Source organism: Cellulophaga baltica (assembly GCF_900102165.1).
Taxonomy (GTDB): domain Bacteria; phylum Bacteroidota; class Bacteroidia; order Flavobacteriales; family Flavobacteriaceae; genus Cellulophaga; species Cellulophaga baltica.
Genome location: NZ_FNBD01000001.1, coordinates 18,388 through 35,830, shown reverse-complemented (window position 1 = coordinate 35,830; position 17,443 = coordinate 18,388). Strand labels below are relative to the sequence as shown.

16 protein-coding genes are annotated in these 17,443 nt (G+C 34.3%); 8 read left to right on the top strand and 8 right to left on the bottom strand.

Annotated elements, in window-relative coordinates; all coding sequences use genetic code 11:
• Positions 1-3 precede the first annotated feature (3 nt).
• Positions 4-702 (bottom strand): type IX secretion/gliding motility protein PorT/SprT, encoded by a 699-nt coding sequence (gene porT / locus BLQ19_RS00150; RefSeq protein ID WP_074537040.1) that lies wholly within the window; start codon positions 700-702, stop codon positions 4-6.
• A gap of 3 nt (positions 703-705) precedes the next feature.
• The gene (ubiE, locus tag BLQ19_RS00145) at positions 706-1,434 is read right to left on the bottom strand and encodes a bifunctional demethylmenaquinone methyltransferase/2-methoxy-6-polyprenyl-1,4-benzoquinol methylase UbiE (RefSeq protein WP_024481678.1); all 729 of its coding nucleotides are present in this window, start codon (positions 1,432-1,434) and stop codon (positions 706-708) included.
• Between the two features lie 266 nt (positions 1,435-1,700).
• Here ubiE and trkA point away from each other — a divergent pair, with 266 nt between their 5' ends.
• Both trkA and BLQ19_RS00135 read left to right on the top strand, forming a co-directional pair.
• Positions 1,701-3,050 (top strand): Trk system potassium transporter TrkA, encoded by a 1,350-nt coding sequence (gene trkA / locus BLQ19_RS00140; RefSeq protein WP_074537039.1) that lies wholly within the window; start codon positions 1,701-1,703, stop codon positions 3,048-3,050.
• Positions 3,050-4,540, top strand: coding sequence for a TrkH family potassium uptake protein (locus BLQ19_RS00135; protein WP_074537038.1), 1,491 nt, complete (start codon positions 3,050-3,052; stop codon positions 4,538-4,540). The genes trkA and BLQ19_RS00135 overlap by 1 nt, the downstream gene beginning before the upstream one ends.
• Before the next feature lie 161 nt (positions 4,541-4,701).
• Here BLQ19_RS00135 and BLQ19_RS00130 read toward each other — a convergent pair whose 3' ends face one another.
• Both BLQ19_RS00130 and BLQ19_RS00125 read right to left on the bottom strand, forming a co-directional pair.
• Positions 4,702-5,892 (bottom strand): pyridoxal phosphate-dependent aminotransferase, encoded by a 1,191-nt coding sequence (locus BLQ19_RS00130; RefSeq protein ID WP_074537037.1) that lies wholly within the window; start codon positions 5,890-5,892, stop codon positions 4,702-4,704.
• A gap of 13 nt (positions 5,893-5,905) precedes the next feature.
• On the bottom strand, positions 5,906-7,006 hold the full coding sequence (locus tag BLQ19_RS00125) for a fatty acid desaturase family protein (RefSeq protein ID WP_074537036.1): 1,101 nt from the start codon (positions 7,004-7,006) through the stop codon (positions 5,906-5,908).
• Positions 7,007-7,121: 115 nt separating this feature from the next.
• On the opposite strand from BLQ19_RS00125, the gene rsmG reads away from it, so the two are divergent.
• Entirely contained in the window at positions 7,122-7,757 is a 636-nt protein-coding gene (rsmG, locus tag BLQ19_RS00120) for a 16S rRNA (guanine(527)-N(7))-methyltransferase RsmG (RefSeq protein WP_074537035.1), read from the top strand.
• A 412-nt stretch (positions 7,758-8,169) separates the two neighbouring features.
• On the opposite strand, the gene BLQ19_RS00115 is transcribed toward rsmG, so the two are convergent.
• The 4 genes from BLQ19_RS00115 to BLQ19_RS00100 form a co-directional block, all read right to left on the bottom strand.
• Entirely contained in the window at positions 8,170-8,727 is a 558-nt protein-coding gene (locus BLQ19_RS00115) for a DinB family protein (protein ID WP_034665439.1), read from the bottom strand.
• Between the two features lie 178 nt (positions 8,728-8,905).
• Positions 8,906-10,534 (bottom strand): L-glutamate gamma-semialdehyde dehydrogenase, encoded by a 1,629-nt coding sequence (gene pruA, locus BLQ19_RS00110; protein ID WP_074537034.1) that lies wholly within the window; start codon positions 10,532-10,534, stop codon positions 8,906-8,908.
• A gap of 76 nt (positions 10,535-10,610) precedes the next feature.
• A complete protein-coding gene (apaG, locus tag BLQ19_RS00105; RefSeq protein ID WP_029447028.1) occupies positions 10,611-10,997 on the bottom strand; it encodes a Co2+/Mg2+ efflux facilitator ApaG/CorD in 387 nt (128 codons plus the stop codon).
• A gap of 240 nt (positions 10,998-11,237) precedes the next feature.
• Complete coding sequence (locus tag BLQ19_RS00100; protein ID WP_074537033.1) at positions 11,238-12,479, bottom strand: type IX secretion system plug protein; 1,242 nt, start codon at positions 12,477-12,479, stop codon at positions 11,238-11,240.
• A gap of 180 nt (positions 12,480-12,659) precedes the next feature.
• On the opposite strand from BLQ19_RS00100, the gene BLQ19_RS00095 reads away from it, so the two are divergent.
• From BLQ19_RS00095 to nqrE, 5 genes are read left to right on the top strand one after another with little or no spacing between them, the layout of a single operon-like run.
• Positions 12,660-14,009, top strand: coding sequence for a Na(+)-translocating NADH-quinone reductase subunit A (locus tag BLQ19_RS00095; RefSeq protein WP_074537032.1), 1,350 nt, complete (start codon positions 12,660-12,662; stop codon positions 14,007-14,009).
• Between the two features lie 2 nt (positions 14,010-14,011).
• Positions 14,012-15,280 (top strand): NADH:ubiquinone reductase (Na(+)-transporting) subunit B, encoded by a 1,269-nt coding sequence (locus BLQ19_RS00090; protein ID WP_024481667.1) that lies wholly within the window; start codon positions 14,012-14,014, stop codon positions 15,278-15,280.
• 2 nt (positions 15,281-15,282) lie between these two features.
• Entirely contained in the window at positions 15,283-16,032 is a 750-nt protein-coding gene (locus BLQ19_RS00085; protein ID WP_024481666.1) for a Na(+)-translocating NADH-quinone reductase subunit C, read from the top strand.
• A 2-nt stretch (positions 16,033-16,034) separates the two neighbouring features.
• Positions 16,035-16,682, top strand: a complete 648-nt coding sequence (locus BLQ19_RS00080; protein ID WP_024481665.1) for an NADH:ubiquinone reductase (Na(+)-transporting) subunit D — start codon at positions 16,035-16,037, stop codon at positions 16,680-16,682.
• A 25-nt stretch (positions 16,683-16,707) separates the two neighbouring features.
• Complete coding sequence (gene nqrE / locus BLQ19_RS00075) at positions 16,708-17,442, top strand: NADH:ubiquinone reductase (Na(+)-transporting) subunit E (RefSeq protein WP_074537031.1); 735 nt, start codon at positions 16,708-16,710, stop codon at positions 17,440-17,442.
• The last annotated feature ends 1 nt before the right edge of the window (position 17,443 follow it).

Sequence of the window (17,443 nt, the reverse complement as noted above, 5' to 3'; positions counted from 1 at the left end):
TTTTTATTCAAACGTAAAATTCACGAAAATTCCTCTTGTTCTTAACCCGGAAAGATTTCCAGTCCATGGGCTATCTGGGTCGTTATCAGGAATTAATTCATTATTCATAGCAAAAACACCACGAATAGACGGAGAGAATTTAAAATATTCGGTGTAGAAATCTATTCCAAAACCTACTTCCCAATTGTAATTGTTTTTGGTCATTCTAAAAGTACCGGTACTATTATCATCTAAGCTATCTTCATTACTTCCTAAATTTAAAGAGTAAGAAACACCGCCAATGACAAAAGGTTTCCAGTTTCCTATTCGTTTTGTACTTGCTTTAAGTAAAATAGGAAAACTTATATAGGTAGATTTTACATCTCTTAAGGCTTCATTTTCTGTAGTGAAACCTCTAAAGCCAATAGTTCTTTGGGTATAAAATAATCCAGGTTCAAATCTAAGGTCAAAAAATTGATTTAAACGTAATTCACTAATAAGACCAACGTTAAATCCTGTGCTTGTAGAAACTAGATGGTCGCCATCTTCAGGAACGTCAATGTAATCAAATTTAAAATCTAATGAGTTGAATCCCAAAAAATAGCCCCAATTCAAGAGTGCTTTATCTTCATTTTGAAGATTTAGTACAGGTCTTTCATTAAACTGAGCTTGCGTTGTTAGGCATATAAATAAACCTAAAAACAGAAAAAAAATATTTTTCATACCTTACTTTGTAGCTACATATATAGATGCTACCCCAAGTGTTTGGGGTTTGTCCTCTATATCTATAAACCCAATTTTCTGCAAAATATTGTTGAACTTTTTGCCATAAGGGAAAACTGCGGCAGATTCCGATAAATATTCGTAGGCAGAATTATCTTTTGAGAATAGTTTTCCAATCTTAGGCATGATTTGTTTTGTATAGAAATTATAGCCTTGTTTGAACGGAGTTTTTGTTGGTACAGATGTTTCTAAAATGGCCAAAGTGCCCCCTTTTTTAAGTACACGATATATTTCTGCAAGGCCCACCTCTAAATTTTCAAAATTTCGTACACCAAAAGCAACAGTGATGGCATCAAATGTATTTGCTTCAAAAGGTAAGTTCTCACTATCACCAACAATCATTTCAATTGTTTTGTCTAAATGTTTTTGTGTGACTTTCTTTTTTCCCACTGCTAACATGCCAGGGGAAATATCTAAACCTACTATTTTGGTAGCGCCAGTCTCTACAAGGTTAATGGCTAAATCTCCTGTGCCTGTAGCGATATCTAAGATAGAAGAAGGATTCTTTTTTTTAAGAATGGCAACAACCCTTTTTCGCCATTTTATATCTATTCCAAAAGATATTACTCTATTTAAACCATCATAATTGGTAGAGATCGTATCGAACATTTGGGTGACTTGTTCTTTTTTACCTAAATCAGAATCTTTATAAGGAGTAACTTTTTTACTCATGGCTGCAATTTTCTTGCAAAGATACAATTTCGAATTTGCTTTATCATAGCTAAATTGTACAATAAACTAGGTGTTATTCAGTTTTTTACTTAGATATTTTTAATTCCAACAAAATAAAATTATGTAATTTTGTACTTCGAATTTTGCGAACTTTTCAAAACATGGGCTATAAGAGTAATATTGCTTTTGTAGTATATTCCAAGACAGATAAATCCAACCGTAGCCAGGACTTGGGCCAAATTAATGGAAAATAACTTTTTTAATTCATGAAAATTATTATTGCAGGGGCTGGTGAAGTAGGATTTCATTTAGCAAAATTATTATCCTACGAATCTCAAGATATTACCCTAATAGATTCTGTAAAAGAAAGTTTGTCTTATGCAGATACGCATCTAGATATCCGTGTGCTAAAAGGGGATGCTACTTCTATTTCTGTATTGCAAGATGCGCAAGTAGGAAGATCGGATTTGGTGATTGGTGTTACTTCCTCGGAAACCACAAATATTACCTTGTGTTTAATGGCCAAGCAAATGGGGTGTAAAAGAACTATTGCTAGAATATCTAATACAGAATTTAAAAAATTTAGAGATGTTGTCGATTTTAAGAGGTTAGGAATAGACGAATTAATCTCTCCTGAAGAACTTGCAGCACAAGAGATTCAGTTATTATTAAATAAGTCAGCATTCAACGACACCTATGAGTTTGAGAATGGCGCTTTAATTATGGTAGGTGTTTCGCTGCCAAAAGCAGCTCCATTTGTAGGCAAGTCTGTAAAAGAGGCTGCTCAAATATTTCCAGAACTCCATTTTATGCCGATCGCCTTACAGCGTACAGGTACTCAGTACACATTAATACCTCGTGGTGATACGGTGTTTAAAGAAGGTGATCAAGTCTATTTTATTACCTGTAAAGATGGTGTAGATGAGCTTTATAAGCTTACGGGAATGGTTAAGCGTGACATAAAGAATGTAATGATTCTTGGTGGTAGTAAAGTGGGTTATAAAACAGCAAGGGATCTTTGTAGTAAAAAGTTTAATGTAAAGCTTATCGAGAAAAATAAAGATAAAGCTTTTGATCTCGCAGATGAATTACCAGATGCATTGATAATTAATGGAGACGGACGTAATGTGGAACTTTTGGAAGAAGAAAGTTTGGAGTCTATGGATGCTTTTATTGCTGTAACGGGCAACTCTGAAACGAATATTATGTCTTGTTTGGTGGCGAAATCAAAAAACATAAAAAAGACGATTGCTTTAGTAGAAAATATGGATTATTTTCAATTATCTCATTCTATCGGTATTGATACTTTGATTAATAAAAAATTACTTGCTGCTAATAATATATTTAGACATATTAGAAAAGGAGAAGTAGTAGCGCTTACCCGTCTGAACAATCTAAACGCAGAAATTTTAGAATTTATAGTTAAACCAGAATCTCTTGTAAATGGTAGAATTATTAAAGAATTAGACTTCCCTAGAGAAGCTACTATTGGTGGTGTGATAAAAAATGGAGAAGGAATTATTGCTTTAGGAGATTTTAAAATTCAACAAGGAGATAGGGTAGTGGTATGTTGTTTGCCAAGTTCTATTCCTAAAATTGAAAAAATGTTTCTTTAATGGGACTTAACTACAGGATTATTTTTCATCTAATGGGGCTTCTATTACTTTGTAATGGAGGGTTTATGATTATTGCTGCAGTTTTTAGCGGTATTTATGATGATGGGGCTACGTTAGATATCACTCTAGCGGCAATCGTTACTATGATCATTGGAACGTTGTCTATGTTTCTAACCCGTGGTCATAAAAAAGAAGTAAAGAAAAAAGAGGGGTATATAATTGTCACGGGTGGTTGGTTAGTCATGTCGCTCTCAGGAGTATTGCCGTATTTGTTTTCTGGTGCTATTCCTGATTTTACGAATGCTTTTTTTGAAACTATCTCAGGGTATACGACTACTGGAGCATCCATTCTTGATGATATAGAAGCTTTGCCAGAAGGTATTCTTTTTTGGAGGAGTCTTACTCATTGGATTGGGGGAATGGGGATTATCGTTTTAGCTATTGCAATTTTACCCCTTTTAGGAATTGGTGGAATGCAATTGTTTGCAGCGGAAGCTCCAGGGCCAAGTAGTGATAAATTGCATCCGCGTATTACAGATACAGCAAAAAGGTTATGGTTAATCTATTTTGGGTATACCGTGGCAGAAACAATCTTATTGAAACTGGCAGGGATGTCATTTTTTGATGCGATTAATCATTCTTTAGCAACCTTATCTACAGGTGGTTTTTCTACAAAGAACTTGAGCACGGCGTATTGGAATGACCAGCCTTTGATTCAGTATATTATCATCTTATTTATGTTCCTTGCTGGGAGTAACTTTGTATTAAGTTACTATGCTTTTAAAGGAAAAGTACAGAAGATTTTGTTTGATGAAGAATTTAAATTTTATACCATATTCGTAGTAGGTTTTACTATTGTCTCTGCTTTAGTGGTGTACTTTAAAGCGAATGTTTCTCTATCAGAATATCATCCAATGATATGGGGGGAGGCAGAAAGTGCTTTTAGACATTCTTTATTTCAGGTGTTATCGGTAATAACTACTACTGGTTTTGTTACGGCAGATTTTACAAATTGGACACACTTCTTAACCATCTTTTATTTTGGTTTATTCTTTCTTGGAGGATGTGCAGGTTCTACCTCTGGAGGTATAAAAGTGATGCGCCATTTGTTAATTATTAAAAACGGACTTTTAGAATTTAAACGTACGCTACATAGTAATGCTGTGATTCCTGTGCGTTATAATAATAAAACGGTACGCGAGCATATTGTATATAATATCATTGCATTCTTTGTGCTGTATATGCTAATGTTTATCATTGGCTCTTTAGTATTGGGAGCGCTAGGCTTAGATTTTGAATCTGCCGTTGGTGGTGCTGCGTCATCATTAGGAAATGTAGGTCCTGGTTTAGGGAGCTTAAATCCGTTAAGTAACTTTAATGATTTGCCTAACTTAGGAAAATGGTGGTGTGGATTTTTAATGCTATTAGGGCGTCTAGAACTCTTCACTGTTTTAATTCTCTTTACGCCATATTTCTGGAAAAAAATATAAAGCGCTACTAGTAAGGCTATTTCAATACATTCGATGCTTAACTTTCAAACGAAGTTGTAATGCCTCTGCTAAATGCGGTCTATATTAATTTGGCATATAAGATCATAAAAAAAGCGCCTCAATTTTCATTGAGGCGCTTTAACAATAAATAAAGGGTTTTATTAAGACACGGCTTTTTTAATTCTAGCTAGTGCTTCTGTAATTTGTGCTTCACTTGCTGCGTAAGAGATACGAATGCAATTATTGTTTCCAAAAGCATCACCTGCTACCGTAGCAACATTTGCAGTTTCTAATAAGTACATAGAGAAGTCAGATGAGTTATTGATTTTTACTCCGTTCAAAGTTTTTCCGAAATATGCAGTTACATCAGGGAAAACATAAAATGCCCCCTCTGGTTCGTTACATTTAAATCCAGGAATATCTTGTAATAAGCTTAAGATTAATTTTCTACGCTCTTTAAACTTGTCTACCATATATTGAATACGGCTTACAGGTTCAAGTAATGCGGTAATGACTGCTCTTTGTGCAATACAGCTAGCACCGCTAGTAACTTGTCCTTGCAGTTTGTTACAAGCTCTTGCGATATATGCCGGAGCTCCAATATAACCAATTCTCCATCCTGTCATGGCAAAAGCTTTAGCTACACCATTAACAGTCACGGTACGGTCAAACATATCAGGAAACTCAGCCATTGAAGCGTGAGCAGTAACTCCGTAATTGATGTGTTCGTAAATTTCATCACTTACCACAACAATTTGAGGGTGTTTTTGTAACACATCTGCCAAGGCTCTTAATTCTTCTTTACTGTATATAGAACCTGTTGGGTTACAAGGAGAACTATACCATAACATTTTTGTTTTTGGTGTAATCGCCGCTTCCAATTGCTCAGGCGTCATTTTAAAGTCTGTGTCTATAGATGTAGGAACTTCTACAGGTACTCCGTCTGCTAACTTAACGATATCACTATAGCTCACCCAGTAAGGGCAAGGTAATATTACTTCATCACCTTTGTTTAAACAAGCTTGAGCAACATTATATAAAGATTGCTTAGCTCCTGTAGAAACTACGATTTGTGGTAGTGTATAAGTAAGATTGTTATCTCTTTTGAACTTCGTGATAACTGCTTCTTTCAAATCTACATATCCATCTACTGGAGAGTAAGAATTGTAATTATCGTTTACAGCTTGTATCGCCGCATCCTTAATGTAATCAGGGGTGTTAAAATCTGGTTCTCCCAAACTAAGACCAATAATGTCTTTTCCCGCGGCTTTAAGTTCTCTTGCTTTTGCAGCCATTTCTAAAGTGGCTGATATTGCTAAGTTGTTAACTCTTTCAGATAAATGGTTACTCATTTTATATAATTTTCTAATACTGTATCGAAGGCTTTTTGCCTAGTTCTTTTAAATGACTAAAGTGCGAAATTATAGCTTTTCTCGTCGTCTTGTATTCGTTGTAAGGCAAATTAAACTCATTTGCAGTCTCTTTAACAATTTTAGCAATTTTTGTGTAATGAACATGACTAATATTAGGGAAAATATGATGTTCAACTTGGTGGTTTAGACCTCCTGTGAACCAATTTACTATTCTGTTTTTAGTTCCAAAATTAACCGTAGTGAACAGTTGGTGAATCGCCCATGTGTTTTTCATATTGCCATTTTCATCTGGTAATGGAGTGTCAGCATCTTCAACAACATGCGCTAATTGAAAGGTGACACTTAAGATTACACCAGCAACATAATGCATGATAAAGAATCCTATTAGAATTTTCCACCAAGCAATGCTTAAAATAAGCATCGGAAGAACAATCCAAATAGTTAAGTATATAATTTTTGTGATAACCAGTTTACTCCAGTTTACAAAAGGATTTGGTAATTCACCATAAGATAGCTTACGTTTTGTATAGCGGTACATTTGTTGAAAATCGGTAGTAATGGCCCAGTTAAACGTTAATAATCCGTATAAAAATACAGAATAGAAATGCTGAAATTTATGGTGTTTTCTCCATTCTGCATGCTTAGAGAATCTAAGAATTCTTCCGGCTTCTAAATCTTCATCGTGTTCATGAATATTGGTATATGTATGGTGTAGTACATTGTGTTGTACTTGCCAATTAAATACGTTACCTGCAAGAATGTAAATGCTACCACCCATTATTTTGTTTACCCATTTTTTGTTAGAGTAAGAACCATGATTTCCATCATGCATTACATTCATACCAACACCTGCCATACCTATTCCGATAAGAATGGTAAGTAATAAGTTAGCCCAGTTAGGTAGGTTTAAAGTAAGTATTAGAAAATAGGGTGCTAAAAATAAAGCGAACATTACAGCTGTTTTTAAGTGTAATCTCCAATCTCCTGTTTTTTTTATTTTATTCTCTTTGAAGTAATCGTTTACCCTCTTATTTAATGTTTTAAAGAATTGGGTAGAATCCTTTCTAGAAAATCGAACGGTTTCTTTAGTCATGATATTGTTTTTAACAAAGATAAGTTAATTCATTTTTGGTAATTCAAAATACCTTCTTAAAAATGAAATAATTATGATTTTTAAAGTGTTATTTTTGCATTAAAATTACTTTTTTATGGATGTTAATATATTAGTTAATCACTTTCCAGATTTAACTGAAGATCAGAAAAGACAGTTTGTGTTACTAGCAGATCTGTATAAGGACTGGAATATGAAGATTAATGTGGTTTCTAGGAAAGATATTGATGAATTGTATTTAAGGCACGTTTTACATTCTTTAGGTATTGCTAAAGTGCATCAGTTTCTACCAGGATCATCAGTAATTGATGTGGGTACCGGTGGCGGTTTCCCTGGAGTGCCTTTAGCTATTTTATTTCCAGAAACACATTTTACGCTTGTAGATGCTATAGGAAAAAAAATTAAAGTGGTAGATGAGGTTGTTGCGGGATTAGGTATCAAGAATGTAATTACTATAAATGACCGTGTAGAGAACGTTAAAGGAAAGTTTGACTTTATAGTGAGTAGGGCAGTAGCCGCTATGCCTACCTTTGTGCACTGGACAAAAGGAAAAATAAAGAAAGAATCTTTGCATGAACGCAAAAACGGAATCTTATATTTAAAAGGAGGAGATCTTTCTGAAGAGTTGCAGGGATATAAAACAGTAGAGCTCTTTGATTTGTCTGATTTCTATGATTATGAATTCTTTGAAACAAAAAAGGTGGTCTATCTTCCTTTAAAATACAGAGGATAAAAAAAGCTCGATTTATATACATATAAATCGAGCTTTTTTATTTAGCATTGGTGTAGTAGTGCTAAATACTTAATAGACTTAGATATGATTGTCTGCAAGTTTTAGCATAATTTTTCACGTATTCTGCAATACTTTCAAACGTAAATGTTTTTGATTTTTTTTGATTTTTTGAACTTCTATCTTTCATAATCCGCCGTTTTAAGAAGTGTAAAGGTACTATTTACACTGTTTGTTTACAATTAATTAACGTTAAATTTACATAGTTAGTATATGGAATGTCAATTATTTTAGCTGATTTTCAGGTTTTTACCACTTTTTTAATAGTTCATTGTTTAATTGAGTCTATGTATTTATATAAAAATAGCCGCTAACATTTGGTGTTAGCGGCTAGGTATTTTGAATGTATAGTGTTTTAGTTTAAGCTCCAAGGTGGTGTAACATTGTTAGATCTAGCGTAAGCAATCAACTGTCCTTTGTGTTCTCCATTGTGTTCCATGATGGCAAGAAGGCCTGCTAAGGTGCTCATTTTTGCGAATCCAAAATCTACTTCATCCGTTAGATTGTCATTTTTAACCATCAAAATAGAGGCAAGAACAAATTCATTAGATTTTTTTAGTGCAGCTATGATATTTTCTTTTCCTGTAATTTTAGTTAAGCCCATTACATCTACATCTTCTGGTGGAGCAAAGCCCATTTTTGAGGCTAAAAAGTAATTTCCGCCAGCGACGTGTAAAAGTGCTTCGCTAACAGAATTCACTCCATCCATAGGTCTCCAAGCATATTGTGCTTCTGAAAATGCTTCTGCCAATTGAATCACTTGTTTTTGATTTCCAATTAACACATCATGGATGGTAGTTTGTGTTAAATTTTCTATTGGACTTTCAAGGTTCTGTATTTTGGATGCTTTCTGCGCGTGAGAAAATGTTGCCATAAAAAATACTCCGAGTAGTGTTGCTAATTTAAGTGTCATCTGTTTTTTGTTTAAAGGGTTGGTTTCGAGTTTATTATTTGTAAAAATAAGGTTTTTTACAGCCACTATTTTGAAAATCTTATTGGACGCTCCCAACGTTTGTTTGTTCTGTTAAGTTTGGTGCAAAAAAAATCCCGAAAAATGCTTTCTTCGGGATTTAATACTGTTTACTATATTATTATCCTAAAAACGGATATCTGTAATCTACAGGAGTAACAAATGTTTCTTTAATTAGTCTAGGAGATACCCAGCGTAATAAATTTTGAGCAGATCCCGCTTTATCATTGGTGCCAGAAGCTCTTGCACCACCAAATGGTTGTTGTCCTACAACAGCACCAGTTGGCTTGTCATTAATATAAAAGTTACCTGCGCAATTTTGTAATGCTTTGGTTGCTTCTTCTATAACATAACGATCTGTAGCTAATACAGCTCCAGTAAGTGCATATTCAGAGGTGCTGTCTACTAATTTTAACGTTTCAGCCCAGTTTTCATCCTCATATATATATATGGTTACTACAGGTCCGAATAATTCCGTTTCCATAGTAGTGTATTTAGGATCTGTAGTTACGATAACAGTAGGCTCAATGAAGTACCCTTTAGACTTGTCGTAATTACCACCAGCAATAACTTCTGCGTTGTCATCTTTCTTAGCTTGGTCAATATACTTCGCTAATTTATCAAATGAACCTTCGTGAATAACAGCGGTCACAAAATTAGACATGTCTTCAGGAGAACCAGGTTTGTTAATCGATTTTAAATCAGCCTTAACGTTTTCTAATACTTCGTTAGCGATAGATTTAGGAAGGTATACTCTAGAAGCTGCGCTACATTTCTGACCTTGGAATTCAAAAGAGCCTCTTACAATTGCAGTAGAAACTTGACTAGGATTTGCAGTTTTGTGAGCTACAATAAAATCTTTACCTCCTGTTTCTCCAACAATTTTTGGATATGTTTTGTAAGTATGGATGTTGTTTCCAATTTGTTTCCATAATTCTTTGAAAACATGTGTAGATCCTGTGAAGTGGATTCCTGCAAAATCAGGACTATCTAAAACAGTTTCAGTGATCATTACTGGATCTCCGTAAACAACATTGATTACACCGTCTGGTAAACCTGCCTCTTTGAAAACATCAACAATAACTTTAGCTGAGAAGATTTGGCTGTCACTTGGTTTCCAAACAACAACATTTCCCATCATTGCTGCACTTGCTGGTAAATTACCTGCAATAGCTGTAAAGTTAAATGGTGTAATGGCATAAATGAAACCTTCTAAAGGTCTAAATTCAACACGGTTCCAAATACCAGGCGCAGATGCTGGCTGCTCTTGGTAAATTTCAGTCATGTACTGTACGTTAAAACGTAAAAAGTCAATAAACTCACAAGCAGCATCAATCTCTGCTTGATGTATAGTCTTAGATTGCGCTATCATTGTAGCGGCATTAATTTTTGCTCTATAAGGTCCTGCAAGTAATTCTGCAGCCTTTAAAAATATAGCAGCTCTTTGTTCCCAAGGAAGATTAGCCCAGGCGGTTCTAGAGGCTAAAGCATTATCTATAGCTTGGGTAACATGTTTTTTTTCTGCAACATGGTATGTTCCTACAATATGTTTATGGTCGTGAGGAGGAGACATTGTTCTTGTGTTTCCTGTTTTTATTTCTTCACTTCCAATATATAAAGGAACATCAACACTGCCGTTGAAATATGATTTGTATTGTTTTAAAACTTCTTCGCGCTCAGGAGATCCTGGTACGTATCCTTTTATAGGTTCGTTGATAGCTGTCGGAACTTTGAAAAATCCTTTACCCATTTGTCTTTATTTTTAAATTAAAATAGTGATGGTAAAGGTACTAAAAGTTGAGAGCTATAAAAAAAAGATAATGGTATTAGTTCAAGGTAAAAGGAGTACTAAATTTAAAAGTAGGTATGTATACTCTAAATTTTTCATTAGTGTTAAAATTAACCATATTGTAGTGACCTTTCATGGCACCTATTGTAGAGGTTAGTAAACAGCCAGAACTGTAGGTGTGAGATTCTCCAGGTAAAATAACTGGTTTTTTTCCAATCACTCCTTCGCCGTCAAGAACTTCTAACTCATTTAGAGAATCATATATTTTCCAATGACGAGAAGTTAGCTGTACAGAATCCTTGCTTTGGTTTTCTATGGTAATAGTGTATCCAAAGGCGTAGTGCGTTTTATAATTTTTAAAAAACGTACCTTCAAAACTTGTGCTTACAGAAATTTTTATCCCTTTTGTTATCTGAGTTGTCATTGCTTTCAAATGCTAAATTTGCTATTAGGATTACAGATTACTTTAGTCTTAAAATTAAGAAATAACTAACATAGAAACGAAACTTTAATAAAATTTTGACATTTCAAAAGATGTCGAAATTAGCTCAAAACCATGTTTTACGTCTTAATAATAAGCAAGGTATGAAAGTTTTTATTTTTTTTATAGTCTTAGCAAGGAACTTCGATGTAATTATGCTTTCGAAGGACATGAAGGACTTTTTTAATTGCTAATGTTTGCAGCGCTAGCTGATCCAATACCGATAATACTATCATATAAGTCTCCGAAATTTCTATAGTAGACTAAGACCAAATAATGATTTTCTGTGTTGTGAAAGTTTCCTGATATTTTGTTTAAATCTATCGTATCTCCTTGTTTGGTAGCATACTTGTAGTTGTAAAATCCTTGCTTCATTAAAATAGTAGCTTCTAAAAGTCCATTTTCAGCATTGAAAATCATTTTATTTTCATCTGTCAATGCGTAGTTGTTAAATTTTCCAAACACATAAACATCGTCCATATCAATCTGTGCTTTATAAGGAAGGCTAAAATGAATTTTGGTGTATTCTGCTTCTCTTGAAGAATCATCACCTTGTAATGTTCTTACGACAAAATCTCCATTAATATCGGGGAAATAGGTATAGGGTCTGTCATTTCTAAAGATATCCGTGAAAAGGTAATGGTTGTAAAGATCGGTGAGTTCTATAGAGGAGATGGCGGCTGTCGCGGATCTTAAATCCTTAGTGTCAAAATTTAAAAATTCATTTCCGGCATAAAAACTCGTTTCGCTATCATATTTGTAGACGAGTTCTGTGCCTAGTGTAAATTGGGGTTTAATGTTCTGTAAAGAAGTGGGCCAATAATAATTTTGAATAATTGCGAGTTTAACTTCTTTTTTAGGATTTACTAAGGAGAAGTTGCTGTAGTTGATGTTTATTTGAGTGATTTGCTTCTCAGTGATAAATTCAAAATCACGAGTTCTTTTCGGGGTAACTCCAACCGTGACTAAATCTTGATAGACCACAAACCTTCTTGAAAATACAATTTCGTAATTACTGTCATAAACTTCTAACATATAATTACCGCTAATTTTTAGCCTTACATTGTCATTGGGAATGGTGAGTTTGTAATTAGAATAGGGCTGTAAGGTATTATAGCTATTGTTGTAGTCTGTAATTCTTTGATCATCAATTCCGTTGAGGTATTGAGATTTTAGTAAGTCTGAAGGAGTCCAATCGTAGTTGCAGTGTGTAATTTTGTAATAGTAGTCATATTCACCTGCGGTGATATCATCAAATTCTAAATAAATAGGGTCTCCTAATAGCGCAATCGGGAATTGATCTTCGGTTTCTCCTTTAAAAACAATAGTTTTAATGTTTTCGGGAGCGTTTATTTCTTCTTGAATCTGAGCGCTAGCGCTTAAAAAACTAGCAAGTAGGAGTGATAATAAAAAGTATTTTTTCATTGTAAGCGGTTGTTTGGCAAAGATAAGCAAAAGTTGTGCCTAAAAAACGAGTAGTATTTTTGACTTCAGTATTATTTAGAATAAATATAAATAGTATATTCTTGGCGATTTTAGTAGCGAAATGTACTCTTAAAATTTTAAATTTGCATCAAATTTTGTTAACCTAAGGTCTACATTAATATGTCTAAAGACATCAGAATTAAGAAAGGCTTAAACATTAATTTAGTTGGTAAGGCTGAAACCGTTACGGTTAAAGCGCCAGATAGTAATGTTTATGTTATAAATTTACAGGATTTTCATGGGATTGCCCCTAAAATGCTTGTAAAAGAAGGCGCAGAAGTAAAAGCAGGTGAAGCGCTCTTCTACAACAAAAATCATGAGTCTATGCTTTTTGTTTCTCCTGTGAGTGGTCAATTGGCTGAAATTAAGCGAGGGGAAAGAAGAAAAATCCTATCACTTAAAATTACAGCTGGTAAAACTCAAGAATCTATAGAACATCAAGTTCCAAATCTAGGTAGTTCATCAGCTGCAGATATTAAAGCATTATTGCTTAAGTCTGGTAGTTGGCCGTTTATCAAACAACGACCTTATGATGTGATTGCAGATCCTGAAACGACACCAAAAGCAATTTTTGTGTCAGGATATGTAACCGCTCCCTTGGCAGCAGAACTGAACTATACTTTAAAAGGTAAAGAAAAAGAATTGCAAGCAGCTATTTCTGCAGTCTCTAAACTTACACCAGGTAAAGTACACGTTTCTTATGGTGATTCTAGTTCTCCATTGGCGGGACTTAAAGATGCAGAAATGCATCAAGTTTCTGGTCCGCATCCTGCGGGTCTTGTGGGTACACAAATCAATAAATTAGATCCTATTAATAAAGGAGAATTGGTTTGGGTAATAACCCCTCAAGATTTAGTAATTATCGGAGAGTTATTGTTGACGGGGAAATTTAATGCAGAGCGTATTGTTGCATTAGGAGGTTCATCTGTTAAAAAACCACAATATTATACGACTAAAATTGGATCTGAGATTGCTACTTTTCTTTATGCGAGTGGTGTTAATGGAGAAAAATTTAGAGTAATAAATGGTGATGTTTTAACAGGGTCTAAGTCTAGTCAAGATGGTTATTTAGGTTTTTATAACAACACGGTTACTGCTATTCCAGAAGGAGATGATTATGAATTTTTCGGTTGGAATAAACCAATTTTCAATAAGATTTCTACGACTAGAGCATTGACGTTCTCATGGTTAAGTCCTAAGAAAAAATATGATCTAACAACAAATACGAATGGCGAGCATAGAGCATTCGTAGTTACTGGTCAATATGAAGAGGTGTTTCCATTAGATATTTTTCCAATGCAATTACTTAAAGCGTGCATGGTCAAAGATTTAGATGAAATGGAACAACTAGGATTGTATGAAGTTGCCCCGGAAGATTTTTCATTGACAGAGTTTATCTGTATTTCTAAGCAGCCTCATCAGCAAATTATTCGTGAAGGATTAGATTTATTACAAAAAGAAATAGGATAACTATGAGCCTTAAAAATAAATTACACAATTTAAAAGAAGAGTATAAGGGCAAGAAAATGGCACCAGCCTTTAATGCAATACATACTTTTCTATATGCTCCTAATGAGACTACACATTCAGGTAGTCATGTTAGAGGTGCAGATGATTTAAAACGTACCATGAATACAGTAATCATGGCGCTTATACCAGTTTTATTATTCTCTATGTTTAATGCGGGTTATCAGCATTTTGCAGCCATAGATGCTGCTAATGGTGTGGTTCGTGAAGTTTCTGTATTTGGAAACTTTTTAACATGGGAAAATTTCTGGATTGGAATAATTAAAGTACTTCCGTTAGTAGTGGTTTCTTATGGTGTTGGACTTATAGTTGAATTCATATTTGCTGTTATTAAAGGACATGAAGTAGAAGAAGGGTACTTGGTGACAGGGATGTTAGTGCCACTTATCGTACCAATTGATACTCCACTTTGGATGTTGTCTATCGCCGTAATATTTGGTGTAGTTATTGGTAAGGAAGTTTTTGGTGGTACAGGAATGAATATCTTAAATCCTGCATTAACTATTAGGGCCTTTTTATTCTTTGCATATCCAACATGGATGAGTGGTGATAAAGTTTGGGTCTATGATGCTGTTAATTTAGCAGGTACGCCAGATGCTATATCAGGAGAAACAATTCTTGGTTACTTAGCACAAAATAAGGCTGCGGAAATGACCTATTCAATCTCGGACATGTTCTTTGGTTTTATACCAGGATCTGTAGGAGAAACTTCTACATTCTTAATTCTTTTAGGAGGCTTATTTTTGATTTTCAGTAAAATAGCAAGCTGGAGAATTATGTTGAGTGCCGTTCTTGGTGCTTTGGTAATGGGCTTAATGTTCAATGGAGTGGTAAGTTCTGGTTGGATTGGTGAGACTAGTAAATTTTATGGTCTTATGAGTTTTACTTTTTGGAAGCATCTAATCGTTGGTGGTCTTGCATTTGGTATTGTTTATATGGCTACTGATCCTGTTACAGGGTCTCAAACAAATAAAGGGAAATGGTTTTACGGTTTCTTTATCGGTTTTATTTCGGTAATGATTCGTGTATTCAACCCAGCGTATCCAGAAGGTGTTTTCTTAGCAATATTGTTAATGAATGTATTTGCACCTACAATAGATCATTACGTGATTCGTGGTAATGTTAAGAAGCGTTTAAAAAGATTAAAAAACGCAACCATCTTACCAAACGATAGCGCTAGTAAATCAGAAAAATTAAAAGCCGAAACAGTTTAATTATGGCAGTTAACACAGACAAAAATCTTTATACCGTTGTTTTTGCGGCTATAATGGTAGTAGTAGTTGGTTCTGTTTTAGCACTTACAGCTTCTGGCTTAAGTGATAAGATTAAGGAAAACGAACGATTCGAAAAACAACAGAATATTCTTTACGCTATGGGTGTAAATGAAAATGTTGATGAAGGAAGTGTAAATTTTATTCCTGCAGATAAGGTAGAAGAAGAATTTACAAAATATATTAAAGAGCAATTAGTTATTGTTGATGGGGAAGTGTCCAAAGATGATAATGCATATTTAATTGATGTTAAGAAGCAAATCGCTTTAGCAAAAAAAGGTGAAAAAGCTAAACTTCCATTGTTTATTGGGGAAAAAGATGGCAAGAAGTTCTATATCATACCTATGTATGGAAAAGGGCTTTGGGATGCTATTTGGGGTTTTATAGCCTTAGATGCTAATATGGTAGTTCAGGGAGTATACTTTGATCATAAAGGAGAAACTCCGGGATTAGGTGCGAACATTAAACAGCGTTATTTTATGGATGATTTCACAGGAGAAACCATTATGGCTGGTACGCGTTACAGTGGTATAAATGTAGCAAAAGGAAATAATGATCCTACGAACTTAACCAAAGATGATAACGAAGTTGATGCACTTGCGGGGGCAACAATTACAGGTAACGGCGTTTCTGCAATGATTTCAGAAACGATGAAGCTTTACGAAGATTATTTAAAAACTATTAGAGCTAATTAATTATGGGATTACTTTCAAAAAAAGATAGTGGACTGATTTTAGATCCTCTAGCAGATAATAACCCAATTACAATACAGGTACTAGGTATCTGTTCTGCATTGGCAATTACGGCAGAATTAAAAGCTTCCATAGTAATGGCAGTTTCAGTAATGTTTGTTTTAGGTATGGGTAACGTAGTTATTTCTTTAATGAGAAATATCATTCCTTCTAAAATTAGAATTATTGTGCAGCTTGTAGTGGTAGCCGCTTTAGTAATTATAGTAGATCAAGTGTTGAAAGCTTTTGCTTATGAATTGAGTAAAACACTTTCTGTATTCGTGGGACTTATTATTACAAACTGTATCATTATGGGGCGTTTTGAAGCTTTTGCTTTGGCAAACGGGCCTTGGAGATCATTCTTAGATGGTATAGGAAACTCTTTAGGATATGGTTTAATATTAATTATAATAGGCTTCTTTAGAGAGCTTTTAGGATCTGGTACGTTATTAGGTTTTAAAGTTTTAGGAGATCCAATTGCTAAGACTGGTTTGTATGCACTAGGATATGAGAACAACGGTTTTATGTTGCTTTCGCCAATGGCTTTAATTGTTGTTGGTATTATCATTTGGGTACAACGTTCAAGAAACCCAGCTTTAGTAGAAGAAAATTAAGTAGTCATTCCAAGAAAATAGTATTATGTTAGAAAATGTAGAATTATTCTTTAAATCCATATTTATTGACAATATGGTATTTGCCACATTCTTGGGGATGTGTTCTTATCTAGCGGTATCTAAAAAGGTTGCTACCGCGGTAGGACTAGGTGCTGCTGTAATTTTTGTATTAGCGGTGACAGTACCTTTAAACTGGTTGTTAGATCAGTATCTATTAAGAGATGGTGCTTTAGCTTGGTTAGGTCCAGAATACGCAGATTACAATCTAAGTTTTTTATCTTTTATTTTATTCATTGCTACCATTGCAACAATGGTACAATTAGTAGAAATAGTAGTAGAGAAATTTTCGCCTTCTTTATATAACTCATTGGGTATATTTTTACCATTAATTGCTGTAAACTGTGCAATTTTAGGAGGGTCTTTATTTATGCAATCTAGAGATATTCAAACCTTAGGTTTGGCTTTTAATTATGGTTTAGCTTCCGGTATTGGATGGTTTTTAGCCATTTTAGCGATTGCAGCAATTAGAGAGAAAATTAGGTATTCAAATGTGCCTGCACCATTAAGAGGTTTAGGAATTACATTTATTATTACAGGTTTAATGGCCATTGGCTTTATGAGTTTTGGTGGTATGCTTACTGGTGGTGGAGATGAAGCAGCTGCAGAAGAGCCAATACAAACAGCTGTAAAAGACGATAAGAAATTAAATAAGGAAATTTCAGAAAAAGAAGTTTCTTATAACGAAGTTTTAAATAAATAAG

Bases quoted from the DNA above. Each gene is read 5' to 3' on its own strand.
- porT (WP_074537040.1), bottom strand. From the start codon at position 702: ATGAAAAATATTTTTTTTCTGTTTTTAGGTTTATTTATATGCCTAACA.
- ubiE (WP_024481678.1), bottom strand. From the start codon at position 1,434: ATGAGTAAAAAAGTTACTCCTTATAAAGATTCTGATTTAGGTAAAAAA.
- trkA (WP_074537039.1), top strand. From the start codon at position 1,701: ATGAAAATTATTATTGCAGGGGCTGGTGAAGTAGGATTTCATTTAGCA.
- BLQ19_RS00135 (WP_074537038.1), top strand. From the start codon at position 3,050: ATGGGACTTAACTACAGGATTATTTTTCATCTAATGGGGCTTCTATTA.
- BLQ19_RS00130 (WP_074537037.1), bottom strand. From the start codon at position 5,892: ATGAGTAACCATTTATCTGAAAGAGTTAACAACTTAGCAATATCAGCC.
- BLQ19_RS00125 (WP_074537036.1), bottom strand. From the start codon at position 7,006: ATGACTAAAGAAACCGTTCGATTTTCTAGAAAGGATTCTACCCAATTC.
- rsmG (WP_074537035.1), top strand. From the start codon at position 7,122: ATGGATGTTAATATATTAGTTAATCACTTTCCAGATTTAACTGAAGAT.
- BLQ19_RS00115 (WP_034665439.1), bottom strand. From the start codon at position 8,727: ATGACACTTAAATTAGCAACACTACTCGGAGTATTTTTTATGGCAACA.
- pruA (WP_074537034.1), bottom strand. From the start codon at position 10,534: ATGGGTAAAGGATTTTTCAAAGTTCCGACAGCTATCAACGAACCTATA.
- apaG (WP_029447028.1), bottom strand. From the start codon at position 10,997: ATGACAACTCAGATAACAAAAGGGATAAAAATTTCTGTAAGCACAAGT.
- BLQ19_RS00100 (WP_074537033.1), bottom strand. From the start codon at position 12,479: ATGAAAAAATACTTTTTATTATCACTCCTACTTGCTAGTTTTTTAAGC.
- BLQ19_RS00095 (WP_074537032.1), top strand. From the start codon at position 12,660: ATGTCTAAAGACATCAGAATTAAGAAAGGCTTAAACATTAATTTAGTT.
- BLQ19_RS00090 (WP_024481667.1), top strand. From the start codon at position 14,012: ATGAGCCTTAAAAATAAATTACACAATTTAAAAGAAGAGTATAAGGGC.
- BLQ19_RS00085 (WP_024481666.1), top strand. From the start codon at position 15,283: ATGGCAGTTAACACAGACAAAAATCTTTATACCGTTGTTTTTGCGGCT.
- BLQ19_RS00080 (WP_024481665.1), top strand. From the start codon at position 16,035: ATGGGATTACTTTCAAAAAAAGATAGTGGACTGATTTTAGATCCTCTA.
- nqrE (WP_074537031.1), top strand. From the start codon at position 16,708: ATGTTAGAAAATGTAGAATTATTCTTTAAATCCATATTTATTGACAAT.